Here is an 18,100-nt window from a genome sequence, read left to right as displayed (position 1 = left end):
TCAGGCCGCCAGGCTCTCGGCCGCGGCGACGCCGAGCATGAGGTTGAGGTTCTGCACCGCGGCGCCCGAAGCGCCCTTACCGAGATTGTCATAGACGGCGACGATAGCGGCCTGGGCGCGAGCGTCGTTGGCAAAGACATGGAGCGTCAGCGTATTTGTGCCGTTGTGAACCTGCGGATCGAGGGCCGGGCTCTTGCCCAGCGCTGGATCGTATGGAGCCACCTTCACAAAGCTATCCTTGATGCCGGCAAAGTGGTCGGCGATGGCGGCATGAATTTCGGCGCCGGTCGGGACTTTGGCGAGTGTCTCAAGCTGGAGGGGCAGGGACGTGGTCATCCCCTGCGCAAAATTGCCGACGACGGGCTCGAACAGGGGCTCGCGCTTGAGGCCGGTGTAAAAGGTCATTTCCGGCACATGCTTGTGTTGGAAGGTCAGGCCATAGGGCATGAACTCGCTCGCCCCAGCGCCCTCGGCCACATAGTCCTCGATCATCTGGCGGCCGCCGCCGGAATAACCGGAAATGCCGTGATAGATGATCGGATGATCGGCCGGAATAAGGCCGGCGGCGATCAGCGGGCGCAGGCCCGCGATCAGGCCCTGCGGCCAGCAGCCGGGATTGGCGACAAAGCGCGCATTGGCGATTTTTTCGCTCTGATCCCTGTCCATCTCGGCAAAGCCGTAGGCCCAATCTGGATCGACCCGGAACGCAGTCGACGCGTCGATGATGCGGGTCGTGCCATTGTCGACCAGCCGCACGCTTTCCTTGGCCGCCTCGTCGGGCAAGCAAAGGACAGCAATATCGGCGGCATTGAGCAGGCGCTTGCGTTCGTCCTGGTCCTTGCGCTTTTCCTGCGCAATGGAAATGACCTCGAGATCGCGACGGCCGGCCAGGCGCTCGCGGATTTGCAGCCCCGTGGTTCCGGCTTCCCCGTCGATAAAGATCTTCGCGACCATGTTCCTGGCTCCCGCGCAAAATTGCTGGTGACTAGATGGGGCTGATGCCCCGCGCCGTCAAGCGTTTAGCATCGGGGGAATATCGCGCCGTTCTATGACATCTTCTATGCCGCCAAGGAGGGCGATCCAGCCCTTTTCGGTCTGGGCCAACCAGTCTTCCCACTGTGCGTCCATGGTGTTGTAGAGCGTGACGACGCTGCCCGGCCCATTGGGTTCGGGCTCGATGATCATGCTGACGAGGCCGGGATCGTCCTCTTCGCTCTCGTCGACGATCCAGGAAAAGGAAATCTTTGTGGGGCGATCAAGCGCGAGAAAGGTGCCCCAGTGGCGCGCCTCGCCGTCCTCGCGCTCATCGGCCAGGATGAACCTGCCACCGACGCGGGGATCGATTTCCGAACGGGTCAGCCGGCCTGCCTGGCCGGAGCGTTTCAGCCAGGCTGCCTGCCAGCGGCGGGCGAGTTGGGGATCGACGAAGGCGTCAAAAACCCGCTCGGGGCTGGCGCGAAAACGATGCGTGACCTTGGCTTCGATTCTATCGGACATGAGAAGCCTCCTTGTTTTCCTTTCAGGAGAGAATGCGCGGGCGGGGAAGGCCGTTCCGTGGCGCAAGGATTGTCAAGGCGGGCGGCGGGTGGCAATGCTCGCTCTATCGGAGCAAAGAGGAGACCGGCATGACCCCGCATAATCACGCAAAAGAAGGCGACTATGCCGAGGCCGTGCTGCTGCCGGGCGACCCGCTGCGCGCCAAATGGATTGCCGAAACGTTTTTCGACAATCCAAAACTGGTCAATTCGGTGCGCAATTGCCTCGGCTATACCGGTACCTGGAAGGGCAAGCTGATTTCCGTGCAGGCTTCGGGCATGGGCCAGCCTTCGCTTTCGATCTATGTGCACGAGTTGATCAACACTTATGGCGCCAAGACGCTGATCCGCGTCGGCACCTGTGGCGGACTTAATGCCAAGGTGAAGGTACGTGACGTTATCCTGGCGCAAGGCGCCTCGACCGACAGCGCCATCGTCAAGGGCCGCTTCGGGGCCTTCAATTTCGCGCCGATCGCCGATTTCGGTCTTTTGCGCTCGGCGGCCGACAAGGCCGACGCCAAGGGCCTGAAATTCCACGCCGGCAATATGCTGTCCTCGGACATTTTCTATCATGCCGACGGCTTTGCCGGTTACGACAAGCTGCCCGACCATGGCGTCATCGGCGTCGAGATGGAAGCGGCGGCGCTCTACACTTTGGCGGCGCGCTTTGGCGTCAGGGCGCTGACCATCTGCACCATGACCGATTGCCTCATCACCCATGAGGAAATCGACGCCGATGCCCGCCAGACCTCGCTCAAGGACATGGTCGAACTGGCGCTCGACGTGGCGGTGGACGCGTGAGTGTCGCCGACCGGCTGGCCGGAGCGCTGGATCGGCGCGACGAGGAGCCCAATGTGGCTTTGGCCGAGGAACTGACTGCCTCCGGCGACAAACAGCAAATTGCCGAACTGGTCGAGCTGGTGCGTTCGGGCACGGCGCGGCAGCGTAATGACGCGATGAAGGTGCTTTACGAGATCGGGGCGCGCAGCCCTGATCTGATCGGGCTTTATTGCCCTGCTTTTATCGATGCGCTAGGGAGCGGCACCAATCGGCAGGTTTGGGGCGCCATGACGGCGCTCGACGCTGTGGCCGAAATTCGCGCCGATGAAATCGCGGCCGAATTGCCCAAGGTGATCGAGGCGGCGGACCGCGGCTCGGTCATCGCCAAGGACCGCTGCACTTCGCTGCTCGTCAAGCTTGCGCGCTCTGGCTATGCGGAAAAGGCCGTGCCGATCCTGGTCGAGCGGCTCAAGGATGCGGCGCCAAACCAGTTCCCGACCTATGCCGAAGAAACCGCCAGCGTGCTTACGCCCGAACAGAAGCCGGGTTTTCTTGCCATTGTCCGCGGCCGGCTCGACGGTATGATGCAGAAGTCGAAGCGCGACCGGATGGAAAAGCTGCTGGCCAAGCTCAACGGCTGAACTGACATTGAAGGGATGGGCCGAGCATGCTCCTCGTTGCCAATATTCTGACTGGGCTCGTTGCCCTCATTCATATCTATATCGTGCTGCTGGAAATGGTCTGGTGGACCAGTCCGCGCGGCCGGAAGGCTTTTGGGCTGACGCCGGAATTTGCCGAGCAGACCAAGACGCTGGCCGGCAATCAGGGGCTCTATAACGGCTTTCTCGCCGCGGGCCTGATCTGGGGCCTGGTGCATCCCGATCCGGCACTCGCCTGGCAGATAAAACTGTTCTTCCTCGCCTGTGTCGCCGTGGCGGGGATTTATGGTGCCGCGACGGCCAGCCGGAAGATCTTGTTAGTTCAGACCGTGCCGGCGGTGCTGGCGATTTTGGCGCTGGTCTTGTCCTGAGCCAGTAGCCCTCAGGGGTGAGGGCTACTGGAGCGGCGACGCTATTTCGCCAGAGCCGCCAGTACATGCACCCAGGAGCGGATGCCGCGGTGAAAACTGTCGAGGTCGTATTTCTCGTTGGGGCTGTGGATTTGGTCGTCCACGTGGGCAAAGCCGATGAGAAGCGTGTCGAGGCCGAGGATGGTCTTGAAGTCGCCAGCCACCGGAATCGAGCCGCCCGAGCCGGTAATGACGGCCTGCTTGCCCCATTCGGCCGAGAGGCCTGAGAGGGCCTTGTGCAAGAATTCGCCGTCGGCCGGGACCGTGATGGCCGGCGAGCCGCCATGCGGGATGAATTCGACCGAACAGTCGGCGGGGATCATTTTTTCGACATGGGCGCGGAAGGCGGCGCGGATCTTTTTGGGGTCCATGCCCGAGACCAGGCGGAACGAGATCTTTGCTGACGCCTTGGCCGGAATGACGGTTTTAAAACCGTCGCCGGTATAGCCGCCGCTCATGCCGTTGATTTCGCAGGTCGGGCGCGACCAGAGCATTTCGAGGACAGAACGGCTCTGCTCGCCGGCTGGCACCGACAGATCGACACTGCCGAGGAAGGCCTTTTCATCAAAGCCCAGACCCTGCCACTGCGCCTTGAGCGCAGGGGAGATTTCCGCCACGTCGTCATAAAAGCCGGGCAGCGTCACCGAGCCATCGGGGGCGCGGAGGCTGGCGATGATTTCGGCAACCACCTGGTTGGGATTGCGCGCGGCATTGCCGAACATGCCCGAATGCAGGTCCTTGTCGGCGGCGGTGACGACGATTTCGTCGGCAACGAGGCCGCGCAACATGGTGGTGATCGAGGGTGTCTGGCGGTCCCACATGTCGGTGTCGCAGACCAGCGCAATGTCGGCTTTCAGTTCTTCGGCATTGTCGCGCATGAAGGGCGGCAGGTTCTTGCCGCCGGATTCTTCCTCGCCTTCGAGCATCAGCGACACGCGCACCGGCAGGCCGCCAGTTACCGCCTTATAGGCGCGACAGGCTTCGATGAAGGTCAGCATCTGGCCTTTGTCGTCCGAAGCGCCGCGCGCAACGATGATCTTGCGGCCAGAAGCGTCTTCCTTGATCTGCGGATCGAAGGGATCGGAATTCCACAGGTTCAGCGGATCGACCGGTTGTACGTCATAGTGCGCGTAAAACAGCACATGGGGGCCAGCCTGATCGGGACCGTGGCCAACGACGACCGGATGGCCCGGCGTTGGGCGGGCGCTGGCGGCAAAGCCGAGGCCATTCAATTCCGCCGACAGCCAATCGGCCGCCTTCTGGCATTCGGCGGCGAAAGCGGGGTCAGTCGAGATCGATTTGATACGCAGGAGATGAAACAGCCGATCAAGGCTTTGGTCGAGGCCTGCATCCACATGGGCGAGAACGGCATCGAGCTGGGCTTGGTCGGTCATGGTAAAATCCTGCGGCGAATTCAAGAAAATTGCTGGGCGCAACATGGCGAGCGTTGGCCGCTCTGTCCAGCCTTGGCCGGTCACCAATATTGTCATACTTATTCACCTGTGCTTAGGTCGCCCGGACTATTGGGCAAGGAGCCAACCAGCATGGATCGATCAGGCGGACGAGTGCGCCATTCCGGCGACCTCATCGCCGCCCTGTCAGGTCGCAATCTGGCGCATAATCTCCATTCCGACGTGCTCTGGGATCTCGGCTTTGCCATCGTCTCGGGCCAATACGCTCAGGGCTCCATACTGCCGCCCGATACCGAACTGCTCGATCGGTTCCGCGTGTCGCGCACGGTGCTGCGAGAGGCATTGAAAACGTTGGCGGCCAAGGGGTTGATCGAAGCGCGGGCCCGCATCGGCACCCGCGTTCTGCCGCGCAATCGCTGGAATCTCTTCGATGCCGACGTCTTGGCCTGGCATTTCGAGCTGGGGCCGGAGGTTAGCTTCCTGCAGAGCCTCGCGGAAGTGCGGATCGGCATCGAAATCGAAGCGGCCGCACTTGCCGCCGAGCGGCGCACGGACGATCAGGCGGGGCTGCTCCTGGCGGCGGTGGACCGCATGGCAGCGGCGCGCACGCCGGAAGAGTTTGCCCGGCATGATCTCGAATTCCACAAGGCGGTCGCCGATGCTTCCGGCAATCCCTTCATGGCCTCCATCAGTGCGCTGGTGGAAATGGCGCTGACGGCGGCCTTCACCATCTCTTCGCCGGTCAACGAGCCCGAGGCCCTCGAGCAGACCGTTGCCGTACATCGCGCCATCGCCCAGGCCATCCTCGACAAGAGTTCGCAGCGCGCGCGCGAGGCGATGCGCATTGCCATTGCCGAAGGCTTTGCCCGCGCCGCCGGCCGCATGGAAAACCTCGAATCAAATCCCTAGAGCGAAATGGCGAGTTTTCCCGTCAGCGTGCGGTGAAAGATCACGCCACCCTGGGTGAGGGCCCGGGTCAGCCGTTCAGCAGTGCGCCGTCGGGCGACTTCGATCACCGCGGCCGTCGCCTCCTCGATCCGCATGATGGTCGAAGCGGAAACGCCTGATTGATCGGCAAGCACGGGAATGGTCCAGCCCAACAGATTGCGCGCGGCGCGCAGCAGCGGGCCGTTGAGCAATTCCTCGCTGGCGGCGTCGTCGGCTTCGAGCCCGCCACGACCGGGTTGCACCACCGTTGTCAGGCCCAGCCATTCGACCGGTTCGCCTCGTTCGTCGCGCACCGGCTGGCGCACCGAGCGCAGTGGCATATATTGGCCGGTCGCCAACCGCACGCGCACCTCGGTGACATTGGCTTCGCCGCGTTCCAGGTTTTCCAGCACCTGGGCCCGATCATCGGGATGAACGGCGTCGAACCAGCTTTCGATCGTGAAGAGCGGTGTCGCGGGCGTGCCAAGGCTTGCGGACTGTTTGACCCGCTCGATCCGGATGCCGTCGAGAGAGCTGAACCAGGCGATATCGACGTCGAGCTGATCCAGCACCGCACGCAGCCGCCGGTGCATCAATTCGAGATTCTTCCTGAGGCTTTCTTCTTCGCTGCGATCAAGAACGCAGATGATCCAACCCACCGGGCGCCGATTATCGTCCACCATGCGCTCGAAGCGCATTTCGAGACGCCGCACCGTGCCGTCCTCGCGCAGGATACGCAGGTCACGCTGGGTCGGCAGGGTATCGCGCATCAGCATGTGAAAACTCTCGACGAGGCTGGCGCGATCGTCGGGATGGGTGCGCGCCTCGATGAATTCGATGCCGATCGGCTGGCCGACTTGCTCAAGCGTTCCCGCCAGCACATGCATCCCATCGGATGGCCGCACCTTGCCGTCCGCGAAAGACAGCGTGAAAAAGCCGACGCCAGTTATGGTTTCGAGGGCCCGCAAAAGCTGGCGCGAGGTCGGCTGATAGGATGTCGTCTGGCCAAGTTCAGGCACTGGAGGCACTGGTCCCTGCATCACCCGCCCCCCGAGCGCAAGTTGAAGGTAAGACCGTTCAGGGCGTCAGGAGTAGACAAACGAAGCCCCCAAGGTCAAGCGCCGAACGCTTTCGCCATGAGCCGACTTGACCCGGACCCCGGTTTGGCCCAAGACCCGTGGCAAAGCGAGGTTTTCCGATGGAAAAATTCACCACATTGACGGGTGTCGCGGCGCCGTTGCCGATCATCAATATCGACACCGACATGATCATCCCCAAGCAATATCTGAAGACTATCAAGCGGACCGGCCTCGGCAGCGCGCTGTTTTCGGAAATGCGCTACAATGAAGACGGCTCGGAAAATCCCGAATTCGTCCTCAATAAGCCGGCCTACCGCCAGGCCAAGATCGTCATCGCCGGCGATAATTTTGGTTGCGGTTCATCGCGCGAACACGCCCCCTGGGCGCTGGCCGATTTCGGCATTCGCTGCGTGATCTCGACCAGCTTTGCCGATATTTTCTACAATAATTGCTTCAAGAACGGCATCCTGCCGCTCGTCGTTTCGGCCGAACAGCTGAAACTCCTGCTCGATGACGCCGATCGCGGCTCGAACGCTACGCTGACCGTCGATCTCGAAGCCCAGACCATCAAGGGTCCCGACGGCGGCACACTGCATTTCGATATCGACCCGGCCCGCAAGCACATCCTGCTAGAAGGCCTCGACGATATCGCCGGCACGCTGAAATCCGATCCGGCCATTTCGTCCTTCGAGGGCAAGATGGCCAATGAGCGCCCCTGGCTCTAGATCCTGGTTTGGCCGTGTTTTCGAACCGGAAAAGTGGCACCCGCTTTCCTGAAAACACTCTAAGGAATAAAAATGGTTCAACGCGTCTCTACCGGTTCGCCCTTTGAAGCGACCTTTGGCTATTCCCGCGCCGTGCGCCACGAGGACACGGTCTATGTCTCGGGCACGACGGGCTATGATTATTCGGTCATGAAAATGCCCGAGAGCGTGGGCGATCAGGCCAAGAACGCGCTGGCCACTATCGACAAAGCGCTCAAGGAAGCTGGCTCGTCCATCGAGGACACGGTTCGCGTCGTTTATTATCTGGGCGATCGTTCTTATGTCGACGAGGTCGTTGCTGCCGTCGGCCCGGTGTTCAAGGATATCCGCCCGGCCGCTTCCATGCTGATCGTCGCGATGATCGAAGAGGGCATGAAGATCGAGATCGAAGTGACCGCCCGCATCGGCGCTGCAACAAGTCACGCTTAAGCTAGCACACTGTTATCATTTGGCAGCGCTTCCGCCCGGAAGCGCTGTTTTTGTTTGGGGCGGCCTTGCACCAAAAGCCAAAATAAAGCTATGTGCCGGACCAAGGTGTACCCACCAGTACGGCGAGGAGTTTTCCCCACATGGCCACCCATTCCCTCTTTCTTCTGCCCGGCGACGGCATCGGCACCGAGATCATGGTCGAGGTCGAAAAGATCATCGCCTGGTCCAATGCCGAGGGCCTGACGGACTTCTCGACCGATACCGGTCTTGCCGGTGGCTGTGCCTATGACGCGCATGGCGAAGCCATTTCCGAAGACGACATGGCCAAAGCGCTCAAGGCCGATGCGGTGATCTTCGGCGCCGTGGGCGGTCCCAAGTGGGACAATGTTCCCTATGACAAGCGCCCGGAAGCGGCGCTTCTGCGCCTCCGCAAGGATCTCGGGCTTTTCGCGAACCTACGTCCCGCCATCTGCTATCCTGCCCTCGCCGATGCGTCCGCACTCAAGCGCGAACTGGTCGAGGGCCTCGATATCCTGATCGTGCGTGAACTGACCGGCGGCGTCTATTTCGGCGAGCCCAAGGAAATCACCGATCTTGGCAATGGTCAGAAGCGCGGCGTCGATACTCAGGTTTATGAGACCTATGAAATCGACCGCATTGCCCGCGTCGCCTTCGATCTTGCGCGTACGCGCGGAAACAAGATTCACTCGGCCGACAAGAAGAACGTCATGAAATCCGGCGTGCTCTGGGACGAAGTGGTCCGCACTGTCGCCAAAGATTATGCCGACGTCGCCTTCAACCATATCCTGGCGGACAACTGCGCCATGCAGCTGGTGCGCAATCCAAAACAGTTCGACGTGATCGTCACCGACAACCTTTTTGGCGATATCCTGTCTGATGTGGCCGCCATGTTGACCGGCTCGCTCGGCATGCTGCCATCGGCTGCGCTCGGCGCCCCAGATGCCGTTACCGGCAAGCGCAAGGCCATGTATGAGCCCGTCCATGGCTCGGCCCCCGACATTGCCGGTAAAGGCATTGCCAACCCCATCGCCATGATTGCCTCGCACGCCATGGCGTTGCGTTACTCGTTTGGCATGATCGAATTGGCCGACAAGGTCGAGGGCGCGATCGCCGCGGTGCTCGCCGATGGCCTGCGCTGCGCCGACATTGCTCAGGACAACCGCAAGACGGTTGGCACTGAAGAAATGGGCGCGGCGATTTTGGCGAAGCTCAAGGCGTAACCAATCAGCGCTTGGGCCGGGAGAAGATATTCACCACGGCCCCATCGGGATCGCGCAGCAGCATCGAGACGTTGCCCCACGGCATCGTCGTCGGCTGCTGTATGATTGCGCCAAGTTCGGCCGCTTCCATCCGAACCTTGACCGCCTCAACGTCGTCAACTTCAAGCTCGATCATTGAAGAACGGTTCGAGCCGGGTACGATTGCGCCGCCATTGACCTTGTCGATGATCTGCGTGCTCGAAATTGCCAGCGTACAGCCTTCCAGCCGAATCTCGGAAAAGCCGGGAGCCAGGTCGGTCGGCGCAATACCGGTCAGCTTTGAATAGAACGCCTTCAGGGTTTCGACGTCATTGGTGACGACCCGGACGGAAGCAAATCTCATGGCACTTTCCTTGGGAGTTGAAGAGCCCAAGCGATAGGCGCCCGTGCTGCCAGAACCTGACAGGATAAAAAAGCCCCGGTGTCTCCACCGGGGCTTTCGCATTCGCTGGACCAAAGATCCCAAAAATTATTCTGCGGCGCCTTCGGCCGATGCTGCGGCCTTGGCGGCCTTTTCTTCAGCGCGTTCCTTGGCCTTTTCGCCGGGGACGCCCTTGTTGGGGTTGTTGCGGGCTTCGCGCTTCACAAGGCCGGCGGCGTCGAGGAAACGCAGCACGCGGTCGGTCGGCTGTGCGCCGTGCGACAGCCAATGCTGGGCGCGCTCGGTGTTGAGGACGACGCGGTTTTCAGCCGTCTTGTCGAGCAGCGGGTTGAAGGTCCCCAGCTTTTCGATGAAGCGGCCATCGCGCGGCGAGCGGGCGTCGGCAACGACGATCTGGTAGAAAGGACGCTTCTTGGTGCCACCACGGGCGAGACGGATTTTCAGTGCCATTTTTGAGTTCCTAGGCTGTCGTTAAAATTGCGGGTTATTTCTTTTTGCCCAGGCCCGGAAGGCCAGGGAAACGGGGAGCGCCGCCAAGGCCGGGAAGACCCGGACCGCCAGCGGATTTGAGAAGCTTGTTAACGTCGGTGGGCAGCTTGTCCGTCATCGGCAGGTCAGCCGAGGGCAGGCCCTTGAGCTGATCGGGATTGATGCCGGCCTGGCGGGCCATCTGCTCGAGCTGTTTTGGGTCCATCTTGGAAAGATCGGGCATGCCACCAAGCATGCCGCCCATCTTGCCGCCGAACATGCCGGCCAGCGATCCCATGCCGCCCTTAGACACCTTCTTCATCATGTCCGCCATCTGGCGGTGCTGCTTGGACAGCTTGTTGATTTCCGAGACTTCGACGCCGGCACCGGTCGCGATGCGCTTGCGGCGCGAGGCATTGAGCAGGTCAGGATTGGCCCGCTCTTTTTTCGTCATCGAATTGATGATGGCGATCTGGCGGTCAAAAACCTTCTCGTCGATATTGGCGCCGGCCATGGCTTTTTTCATCTGGCCTGCGCCGGGCAACATGCCCATCAGGCCACCCATGCCGCCCATCTTCTTCATCTGCTGGAGCTGAGCGCGCAGGTCGTCGAGGTCGAAGGAGCCCTTCTTGAGCTTGGCCGCCATTTTCTGGGCGTCTTCGGCGGTGACGTGCTCGGCGGCCTTTTCGACCAGCGAAACGATGTCGCCCATGCCCAGAATGCGGTCGGCAATGCGCGAGGGATGGAAGTCCTCGAGCGCATCCATCTTTTCGCCGACGCCGATCAGTTTGATCGGCTTGCCGGTGGCCGCGCGCATCGAGAGCGCCGCGCCACCGCGGCCATCGCCATCGACGCGGGTCATCACGATGCCGGTGATATCAAGGCGGGCGTCGAACGAACGCGCGACGTTGATCGCGTCCTGGCCGGTCAGCGCATCGACGACGAGCAGAATTTCGTGGGGTGTGGCGATCTCCTTGATGGAGACCGTTTCGACCATCAGCTCTTCATCGATATGGGTGCGGCCGGCGGTATCGAGAATAAGAACGTCATAGCCACCGAGACGGCCTTCGCGCTCGGCGCGGCGGGCGATCTCGACCGGCGTTTCGGTTGCAACGATCGGCAATGTATCAACGCCGACCTGTTCGCCGAGAACGCGCAACTGCTCCATGGCAGCGGGGCGGCGGGTATCGAGGGATGCGAGAAGAACCTTCTTCTTCTGTTTGTCCTTGAGGCGCTTGGCGATCTTTGCCGTGGTCGTCGTCTTACCAGAACCCTGGAGGCCGACCATGAGGAGGGTGACGGGCGAAGGTGCATTGAGATCGATGGTGACGGCATCGGAGCCCAGGACCGAAACAAGCTCGTCATTGACGATCTTGACGACCTGCTGGCCCGGCGTGATCGAACGGGTCACTTCGGCGCCGACGGCACGCTCGCGGACCTGTTCGACAAAGGCGCGGACGACTTCGAGCGAAACGTCGGCCTCGATCAGTGCCCGGCGGATTTCGCGCATGGCCGCATCGACATCGGCTGCGTTCAGCGCGCCGCGTCCACGAAGACCATCGAAAATTTTGCCAAGCCGGTCTGAGAGGCTCTCGAACATACTATTTCCTTTTCGCTCGCGGAGACGATCCCCGGAGAGATAAGTACCAAAAGGCCAAACGCAAAACCCACCCGCGGGCGCAACGCGCTGGCGGATGTTGGCCTCCGGGATCGTGACACCCTATTGGGGTCCCGGTCGGCTGGTCAGGAGCAAAAGCCTGATGAACGGGTCGCGTTTAAGCAGATTTTAGGTGGGAGTCAAGGAAGAGGGACCCTGAGAGCCCCGCCACTGGCAATTTGCCGGCCGATCCGCCATATAGGGCACAGACTTTGGAACAGGCGAATGGCTTTGAGCAACGCACCCTTTCTCAAGATGAACGGGCTGGGCAACCAGATCATCGTGGCCGACATGCGCGGCCGCACTGATCGCGTCACGCCTGAGGCGGCGATTGCCATCAATGCGCGGGCCGAAACCAAGTTCGACCAGATCATGGCTATCCATGATTCCCGCACGCCGGGGACGGTCAACTATATCGAAATCATCAATTCCGACGGTTCGCGCGCCCAGGCCTGCGGCAATGGCATGCGTTGCGTGGTGCAGGCGCTCAGCGTCGAGCAGGGCCGCCAGCGGTTTACCTTTGAAACCGTCGCCGGGATTTTGTTTGGCGAAGAGGCCGAAGACGGCTTGATCACCGTCGATATGGGGACGCCGAAGTTCGCCTGGTACGAAATTCCGCTCAATGAGGAATTTGCCGATACGCGCGCCGTGGAATTGCAGATCGGGCCCATCGACGCGCCGGTGCTGCATTCGCCATCGGTTGCCTCGATGGGCAATCCGCATGCGACATTCTGGGTGAAGGACGATGTGTGGTCCTATGCGCTCGATCGCTTTGGGCCGCTGCTCGAGAACCATCCCTTGTTTCCCGAGCGCGCCAATATTTCCATCGCCAATGTTATGGCGCCGGATCACATCATCTTGCGGACCTGGGAACGTGGTGCCGGCCTCACCAAGGCCTGTGGCACTGCGGCCTGTGCGGCGCTCGTCAATGCCGCCCGCACCCGCCGCTCGGCGCGCAAGGCGACCATTACTGTCCCCGGTGGTGATCTCGTGGTCGAATGGCTGCCGGATGATCATGTCACCCTGACCGGCCCGGCTGAATTTGAATGGCGCGGCGAGTTTGACCCGGCAAGTGGCGCCTGGACGCGCAGCGAGGCGGCCTGATGGCGGTTCGTACCCTCACTTTCGGCTGCCGTCTCAACGCCTATGAAGGCGAAGTAATGAAGGCCGAGGCCGAAAAGGCCGGGCTCGAGGATGCCATCATCATCAATACCTGCGCGGTGACGCAAGAAGCTGTCACCCAAGCGCGAAAAGCCGTGCGCAAGGCCCGGCGCGACAATCCGCAAAGCCGCATCATCGTCACCGGCTGCGCCGCGCAGACGGAAGCGCGCAGCTTTGGCGATATGGAAGAAGTCGATCTCGTCATTGGCAATGCCGACAAGCTGAAGGCCGAAAGTTATCTTCCGATGACCTTTGGCGTGCCGCTCAATGACAAGGTGCAGGTCAACGATATCATGAGCGTGCGGGAAACCGCGGGGCATCTGATCGAAGGCATGGACGCCCATACGCGGGCCTTCGTGCAGGTGCAAAATGGCTGCGACCATCGCTGCACTTTTTGCATCATTCCGTTTGGCCGGGGGCCGTCGCGCTCGGTGCCGATGGGCCTCGTGGTCGAGCAGATCAAGAAGCTCGTGGCCAATGGCTATCGCGAGGTTGTTCTCACCGGGGTGGATATCACCTCCTATGGTCCCGACCTGCCCGGCGCTCCGACGCTGGGCCTTCTTACCCAGACGATCCTGAAACACGTGCCGGATCTGCCGCGCCTGCGCATTTCTTCGATCGACTCGATCGAGGCTGACGCGGCGCTTTATGATGCCGTCTCCGATCCGCGGCTGATGCCGCATCTGCATCTGTCGCTGCAATCGGGCGACGATCTCATCCTCAAGCGCATGAAACGCCGACATCTGCGCGACGATGCGCTGGGCGTGATCGAAAAGCTGCGCAGCATCAGGCCAAATATGGTTTTTGGCGCCGATATCATTGCCGGTTTTCCGACCGAAACCGATGCCATGTTCGAAAACACGCTGCGCTTTATTGGCGAAGCGGGGATTACTTATATTCACGCCTTCCCTTATTCGCCTCGTCCCGGCACACCCGCCGCGCGCATGCCACAGGTGAGCAAGGGCGTTGCACGAGCGCGCGCAAGCCTCTTGCGCGTCGAGGGCGAGAAGCAGTTTGCGGCGCTCTGCGACACGCGCCTTGGTCGCATCGAAAATGTGCTGATGGAACGCGGCGGGCTCGGGCGCACCGAACAATTCGTGCCGGTCAGCGTTGCCGGTGTGGAGCCGGGGGAGCTGATTGCGGTAGAGATCACCAGTCGCGGGCCCGATGGGCTCGTGGGTGAAAAGCTGCGTATTGCCGCTTGATCGTGACTCGCCCTCGTGGTTCGAGGGTCGCTACGCTCCTGCCTCTCCATGAGGGCTATTGGGGCAACGAGTTTAAGTAGCCCTCATGGTGAGGTGCGAGCATTTTGCGAGCCTCGAACCACGAGGGCGTGCCACGACGTTGAGGGCAGACAATGACCGAAAAGAAACCCGGCTTTTTCCAGCGCCTCTTTGGCGGCGATCAGCCCGCGCCAATACAACCGGCCCCGCCCGAGACGCAGCCGGAAACCCCGGTTGGTGTGCCCGAACCCGTTGCGCCGACGCCTGAACCTGTTCCGGAGCCAGTGCCGCAGCCCGAGCCCGTCGATGTGCCGCCCCTTCCCGGGCCGCCGGAGACGACACCGGACTATATCGAGGCGGTGGAAGACCAGTTTGTTGCGCCGCCCGTCGCCACCCCTGTTCCGGCGCAGCGCCAGAGCTGGTTTTCGCGCCTGACGACGGGGCTAAAACGCTCTTCGGACAATCTCACGACCTCGATCACCTCGGTCTTCACTAAGCGCAAGCTCGACGCAACGACGCTCGATGAACTCGAAGATGTGCTTATCCAGGCCGATCTCGGGCTCGAGACGGCCATGGCCATCACCGAAACCCTGCGCCGCGATCGTTTCGATCGCGAGATTTCGGATAGCGACGTGCGGTCCGTGCTCGCCTCGGAAGTCGAAAAGGTACTCGGTCCCGTGGCCCGGCCGCTGAGCGTCGATACGACAAAAAAACCGTTCGTGATCCTGATGATCGGCGTCAATGGCTCGGGCAAGACCACCACTATCGGCAAGCTAGCCCAAAAGTTCGCAGCCGAAGGCAAGTCCGTGATGCTGGCCGCTGGCGATACATTCCGCGCTGCCGCAATCGAGCAGTTGCAGATCTGGGGGCAGCGCACCGGCGCGCCGGTGATCACCAAACCCGCCGGCGCCGACGCATCGGGTCTTGCCTTTGATGCGGTTACCCAAGCCAAGGCAGAGGGCCGCGATGTCCTTATTATCGACACTGCGGGGCGGTTGCAGAACCGCGACGAGCTGATGAACGAGCTCGAAAAAGTCATTCGCGTCATCAAGAAGGTGGAGCCCGATGCCCCGCATGCGACGCTCCTCACTCTCGACGCGACGACCGGTCAGAATGCGCTGAAACAGGTCGAAATCTTCGGCCAGCGCGCCGGGGTGACGGGTCTTGTCATGACCAAGCTCGACGGCACGGCGCGCGGCGGTATTCTGGTCGCCATCGCCAAGAAATTCGGGCTGCCGGTGCATTTCATCGGCGTCGGCGAGGGTGTCGACGATCTCGAACCGTTTGAAGCCAGGGACTTTGCGCGGGTGATTGCCGGCGAGGAGTAGTGGTCCCGGACAAAATCTAACCACTCTTACCGGCTATTCGGCTTGCATCAGGTGGCTCATGCCATCACATTGGCAGGATACGCCATGGAACGTTCAATGACCGACAAAGCCGAAGCAGACGTCAGCTGGGACGAACTGCGCCCGCAAATTACCAAAATGGCCCTGGAACTGGGGCCGCTGGTGGTGTTTTTCATCGCCAATGCGCGCGCCGATATTTTCGTCGCTACCGCCTGGTTCATGGGCGCCATGGTGGTGTCGCTGTTGGTGTCCTGGCTGGTCCTGAAAAAGGTTGCCATCATGCCGCTGGTCACTGGCGCCGTGGTGGTGGTCTTTGGCGGTCTCACTCTCTGGCTGCAGGACGACACATTCATCAAGATCAAACCGACCATCACCAATGTGCTGTTCGGCTCGGTGCTGCTCGGCGGACTGCTGTTCGGACAGTCGCTGCTCAAATATGTCTTCGGCGAAGTCTATAAGCTGCGGCCGGAAGGCTGGTGGCGCCTGACGCTGAACTGGGGCCTTTTCTTCTTCGTCCTCGCCGTCATCAACGAAATCTTGTGGCGCAATTTCTCCACCGAGGTGTGGATTTCCTTCAAGGTCTGGGGCGTGATGCCGCTGACGGTGCTGTTCTCGTTGAGCCAGCTTCCGCTGCTCAGCAAATATGCGCCGCCCAATGAACCGCCTTCTCCGCCCAATATCGTGGTCGAGAGCTGAGAACGCCAATCCCCGCGAAAGCGGGGATTTTTGTATGGTCAGTCTTCGGCGTCGGCGCGGGCTTCGATCTCTTCCATGTCGTCGTCGGAAAAGCCAAAGTGGTGGCCCAGCTCGTGGATCAGCACGTGGGTGACGACCTCGCCGAGCGTGTTGTCGTCGTTCTCGGCCCAATAATCGAGAATGGCGCGGCGGTAGAGAAAAACCGTGTTCGGCATCTGCCCGGTCTGGGGCACGGCGCCGTCTTCGGTGAGGCCGATGCCGGTGAAAAGGCCCATCAGCTCGAACGGGCTTTCCATCTTGAAGTGTTCGAGAATGTCGTCTTCGGCGAACTCGGCCACCGAACAGGTGACGTCAGCGGCGAGCGACTTGAAGGGCTCGGGGAGGTTGGCGAGCGCGTTGCTGGCCAAGGCCTCGAAATCATCGAGGGTCGGGGCATAAAGCCCCGACCAATCGGTGCTTTTTACTTCCACTCGCGGATATCGACGAAGTGGCCGGCAATGGCAGCCGCGGCAGCCATGGCGGGGGAAACGAGGTGGGTGCGGCCCTTAAAGCCCTGGCGACCTTCAAAATTGCGGTTCGAGGTCGACGCGCAGCGTTCTTCGGGTTTTAGCTTGTCCGGGTTCATGGCAAGGCACATGGAGCAGCCCGGCTCGCGCCATTCAAAGCCGGCATCCTTGAAGATCACGTCGAGGCCTTCGGCCTCGGCCTGTTCCTTGACGAGACCCGAGCCCGGCACGATCATGGCCGAGACGTGGCTGGCGACCTTGCGGCCACCGATAACGGCAGCTGCGGCGCGCAAATCCTCGATGCGGCCATTGGTGCACGAGCCGACAAAGACGCGATCGAGCTTGATCTCGGTGATCGGGGTGCCGGGCTTCAGGCCCATATAGTCGAGGGCTCGCCACTTTGAGGCGCGCTTGTTCTCGTCGGTGATGTCATCGGGGTTGGGCACAGCGCCCTGAACCGAGATGACGTCTTCGGGCGAAGAGCCCCAGGAGACGATGGGCGGCAGCTTTGCGGCGTCGAGCACGACGATCTTGTCGTAGTGCGCGCCTTCGTCGGTATAGAGCGTCTTCCAATAATCGACGGCCATATCGAAGGCTTCGCCCTTTGGCGCGCGGGGACGGTCCTTCACATAGGCGAAGGTCGTTTCATCGGGGGCGATCAGGCCAGCGCGGGCGCCGCCTTCGATGGTCATGTTGCAGACCGTCATGCGGCCTTCCATCGAGAGCGCGCGGATGGCTTCGCCGGCAAACTCGATCACGTGGCCATTGCCACCGGCGGTACCGATTTCGCCGATGATGGCGAGAATGATGTCCTTGGCGGTGACGCCGGGCGGCAACTGGCCATCGACACGCACCAGCATGTTTTTGGCTTTTTGCTGGATCAGCGTCTGGGTCGCCAGCACGTGTTCGACTTCAGACGTGCCGATGCCGTGCGCAAGCGCGCCGAAAGCGCCGTGGGTAGACGTATGAGAATCGCCGCAAACGATGGTCATGCCCGGCAGGGTAAAACCCTGTTCGGGACCGACGATGTGGACGACACCCTGCCGCTTGTCGAAGGGGTCATAATATTCGATGCCGAAATCACGGGTATTTTCGGCAAGCGTCTCGATCTGGATGGCGCTTTCCGGATCCGGGTTCGGCAGGGAACGATCGGTCGTGGGCACGTTGTGATCGACCACGGCCAGCGTGCGCTCGGGGTGGCGCACCTTGCGGCCGTTGAGGCGCAGGCCTTCGAATGCCTGGGGGCTCGTCACTTCGTGGACGAGGTGACGGTCGATATAGAGCAGGCTCGTGCCGTCCGGATTGTTCTGAACCAGATGGTCGTCCCAGATCTTGTCGTAAAGCGTGCGGGCCTTGGTCATTCTTCGTGTCGTTCCGAGGGGCAAG

General features: G+C 61.4%; 20 protein-coding genes. 11 read left to right on the top strand and 9 right to left on the bottom strand.

Going from position 1 to position 18,100, the window contains the following annotated elements; translation table 11 throughout:
* Positions 1 to 954, bottom strand: coding sequence for an N-acetyl-gamma-glutamyl-phosphate reductase (gene argC, locus ASD83_RS18590; RefSeq protein ID WP_056313762.1), 954 nt, complete (start codon positions 952 to 954; stop codon positions 1 to 3).
* A 57-nt stretch (positions 955 to 1,011) separates the two neighbouring features.
* Positions 1,012 to 1,497, bottom strand: coding sequence for an SRPBCC family protein (locus tag ASD83_RS18585; RefSeq protein ID WP_056313760.1), 486 nt, complete (start codon positions 1,495 to 1,497; stop codon positions 1,012 to 1,014).
* 128 nt (positions 1,498 to 1,625) lie between these two features.
* Between ASD83_RS18585 and deoD the strand changes: the two genes are divergently transcribed.
* The 3 genes from deoD to ASD83_RS18570 are packed head-to-tail and all read left to right on the top strand — an operon-like array spanning position 1,626 to position 3,345.
* Complete coding sequence (gene deoD / locus ASD83_RS18580) at positions 1,626 to 2,336, top strand: purine-nucleoside phosphorylase (RefSeq protein ID WP_056313759.1); 711 nt, start codon at positions 1,626 to 1,628, stop codon at positions 2,334 to 2,336.
* On the top strand, positions 2,333 to 2,956 hold the full coding sequence (locus ASD83_RS18575) for a hypothetical protein (protein WP_056313757.1): 624 nt from the start codon (positions 2,333 to 2,335) through the stop codon (positions 2,954 to 2,956). The genes deoD and ASD83_RS18575 overlap by 4 nt, the downstream gene beginning before the upstream one ends.
* Before the next feature lie 26 nt (positions 2,957 to 2,982).
* Positions 2,983 to 3,345 (top strand): DUF1304 domain-containing protein, encoded by a 363-nt coding sequence (locus ASD83_RS18570; RefSeq protein WP_056313755.1) that lies wholly within the window; start codon positions 2,983 to 2,985, stop codon positions 3,343 to 3,345.
* 41 nt (positions 3,346 to 3,386) lie between these two features.
* Here the strand turns inward: ASD83_RS18570 and ASD83_RS18565 are convergent, their stop codons facing one another.
* Positions 3,387 to 4,778 carry a M20/M25/M40 family metallo-hydrolase gene (locus tag ASD83_RS18565; protein ID WP_056314063.1) on the bottom strand — a complete coding sequence of 464 codons (1,392 nt, stop codon included), beginning with the start codon at positions 4,776 to 4,778 and terminating at the stop codon, positions 3,387 to 3,389.
* A 150-nt stretch (positions 4,779 to 4,928) separates the two neighbouring features.
* Here ASD83_RS18565 and ASD83_RS18560 point away from each other — a divergent pair, with 150 nt between their 5' ends.
* A complete protein-coding gene (locus ASD83_RS18560; RefSeq protein WP_082561343.1) occupies positions 4,929 to 5,705 on the top strand; it encodes a FadR/GntR family transcriptional regulator in 777 nt (258 codons plus the stop codon).
* On the opposite strand, the gene ASD83_RS18555 is transcribed toward ASD83_RS18560, so the two are convergent.
* Positions 5,702 to 6,742: a PAS domain-containing protein gene (locus ASD83_RS18555; protein ID WP_056313753.1), complete on the bottom strand. Its 1,041-nt coding sequence runs from the start codon at positions 6,740 to 6,742 to the stop codon at positions 5,702 to 5,704. The two genes, ASD83_RS18560 and ASD83_RS18555, sit on opposite strands and share 4 nt — an antisense overlap.
* A 179-nt stretch (positions 6,743 to 6,921) precedes the next feature.
* On the opposite strand from ASD83_RS18555, the gene leuD reads away from it, so the two are divergent.
* From leuD to leuB, 3 genes are all read left to right on the top strand, one after another.
* On the top strand, positions 6,922 to 7,527 hold the full coding sequence (gene leuD / locus ASD83_RS18550; RefSeq protein WP_056313751.1) for a 3-isopropylmalate dehydratase small subunit: 606 nt from the start codon (positions 6,922 to 6,924) through the stop codon (positions 7,525 to 7,527).
* Positions 7,528 to 7,599: 72 nt separating this feature from the next.
* Complete coding sequence (locus tag ASD83_RS18545) at positions 7,600 to 7,995, top strand: RidA family protein (RefSeq protein WP_056313749.1); 396 nt, start codon at positions 7,600 to 7,602, stop codon at positions 7,993 to 7,995.
* Positions 7,996 to 8,135: 140 nt separating this feature from the next.
* Positions 8,136 to 9,236, top strand: coding sequence for a 3-isopropylmalate dehydrogenase (gene leuB, locus ASD83_RS18540; RefSeq protein WP_056313747.1), 1,101 nt, complete (start codon positions 8,136 to 8,138; stop codon positions 9,234 to 9,236).
* Positions 9,237 to 9,240: 4 nt separating this feature from the next.
* Here the strand turns inward: leuB and ASD83_RS18535 are convergent, their stop codons facing one another.
* The 3 genes from ASD83_RS18535 to ffh form a co-directional block, all read right to left on the bottom strand.
* Positions 9,241 to 9,618 (bottom strand): VOC family protein, encoded by a 378-nt coding sequence (locus ASD83_RS18535; RefSeq protein WP_056313746.1) that lies wholly within the window; start codon positions 9,616 to 9,618, stop codon positions 9,241 to 9,243.
* A 126-nt stretch (positions 9,619 to 9,744) separates the two neighbouring features.
* Positions 9,745 to 10,107 carry a 30S ribosomal protein S16 gene (gene rpsP, locus ASD83_RS18530; protein ID WP_056313743.1) on the bottom strand — a complete coding sequence of 121 codons (363 nt, stop codon included), beginning with the start codon at positions 10,105 to 10,107 and terminating at the stop codon, positions 9,745 to 9,747.
* 34 nt (positions 10,108 to 10,141) lie between these two features.
* On the bottom strand, positions 10,142 to 11,725 hold the full coding sequence (gene ffh / locus ASD83_RS18525; RefSeq protein ID WP_056313742.1) for a signal recognition particle protein: 1,584 nt from the start codon (positions 11,723 to 11,725) through the stop codon (positions 10,142 to 10,144).
* Between the two features lie 282 nt (positions 11,726 to 12,007).
* Between ffh and dapF the strand changes: the two genes are divergently transcribed.
* The 4 genes from dapF (at position 12,008) to ASD83_RS18505 (ending at position 16,208) form a co-directional block, all read left to right on the top strand.
* The gene (dapF, locus tag ASD83_RS18520; protein ID WP_056313741.1) at positions 12,008 to 12,886 is read left to right on the top strand and encodes a diaminopimelate epimerase; all 879 of its coding nucleotides are present in this window, start codon (positions 12,008 to 12,010) and stop codon (positions 12,884 to 12,886) included.
* Positions 12,886 to 14,148 carry a tRNA (N(6)-L-threonylcarbamoyladenosine(37)-C(2))-methylthiotransferase MtaB gene (gene mtaB / locus ASD83_RS18515; RefSeq protein ID WP_056313739.1) on the top strand — a complete coding sequence of 421 codons (1,263 nt, stop codon included), beginning with the start codon at positions 12,886 to 12,888 and terminating at the stop codon, positions 14,146 to 14,148. The genes dapF and mtaB overlap by 1 nt, the downstream gene beginning before the upstream one ends.
* Positions 14,149 to 14,300: 152 nt before the next feature.
* Positions 14,301 to 15,494, top strand: a complete 1,194-nt coding sequence (gene ftsY, locus ASD83_RS18510) for a signal recognition particle-docking protein FtsY (protein ID WP_056313737.1) — start codon at positions 14,301 to 14,303, stop codon at positions 15,492 to 15,494.
* An 84-nt stretch (positions 15,495 to 15,578) separates the two neighbouring features.
* Positions 15,579 to 16,208, top strand: coding sequence for a septation protein A (locus ASD83_RS18505; protein ID WP_056313735.1), 630 nt, complete (start codon positions 15,579 to 15,581; stop codon positions 16,206 to 16,208).
* Positions 16,209 to 16,246: 38 nt separating this feature from the next.
* Here the strand turns inward: ASD83_RS18505 and ASD83_RS18500 are convergent, their stop codons facing one another.
* Positions 16,247 to 16,678, bottom strand: coding sequence for a metallopeptidase family protein (locus ASD83_RS18500; protein WP_056313733.1), 432 nt, complete (start codon positions 16,676 to 16,678; stop codon positions 16,247 to 16,249).
* Positions 16,669 to 18,075, bottom strand: a complete 1,407-nt coding sequence (gene leuC, locus ASD83_RS18495; RefSeq protein WP_056313731.1) for a 3-isopropylmalate dehydratase large subunit — start codon at positions 18,073 to 18,075, stop codon at positions 16,669 to 16,671. Before leuC ends, ASD83_RS18500 begins: the two co-directional genes overlap by 10 nt.
* Positions 18,076 to 18,100 lie beyond the last annotated feature (25 nt).

The organism is Devosia sp. Root685 (assembly GCF_001427875.1).
Lineage (GTDB): Bacteria > Pseudomonadota > Alphaproteobacteria > Rhizobiales > Devosiaceae > Devosia.
Note: the sequence above shows the minus strand (reverse complement) of the source record. Positions and strands in the feature narration are given on the sequence as shown.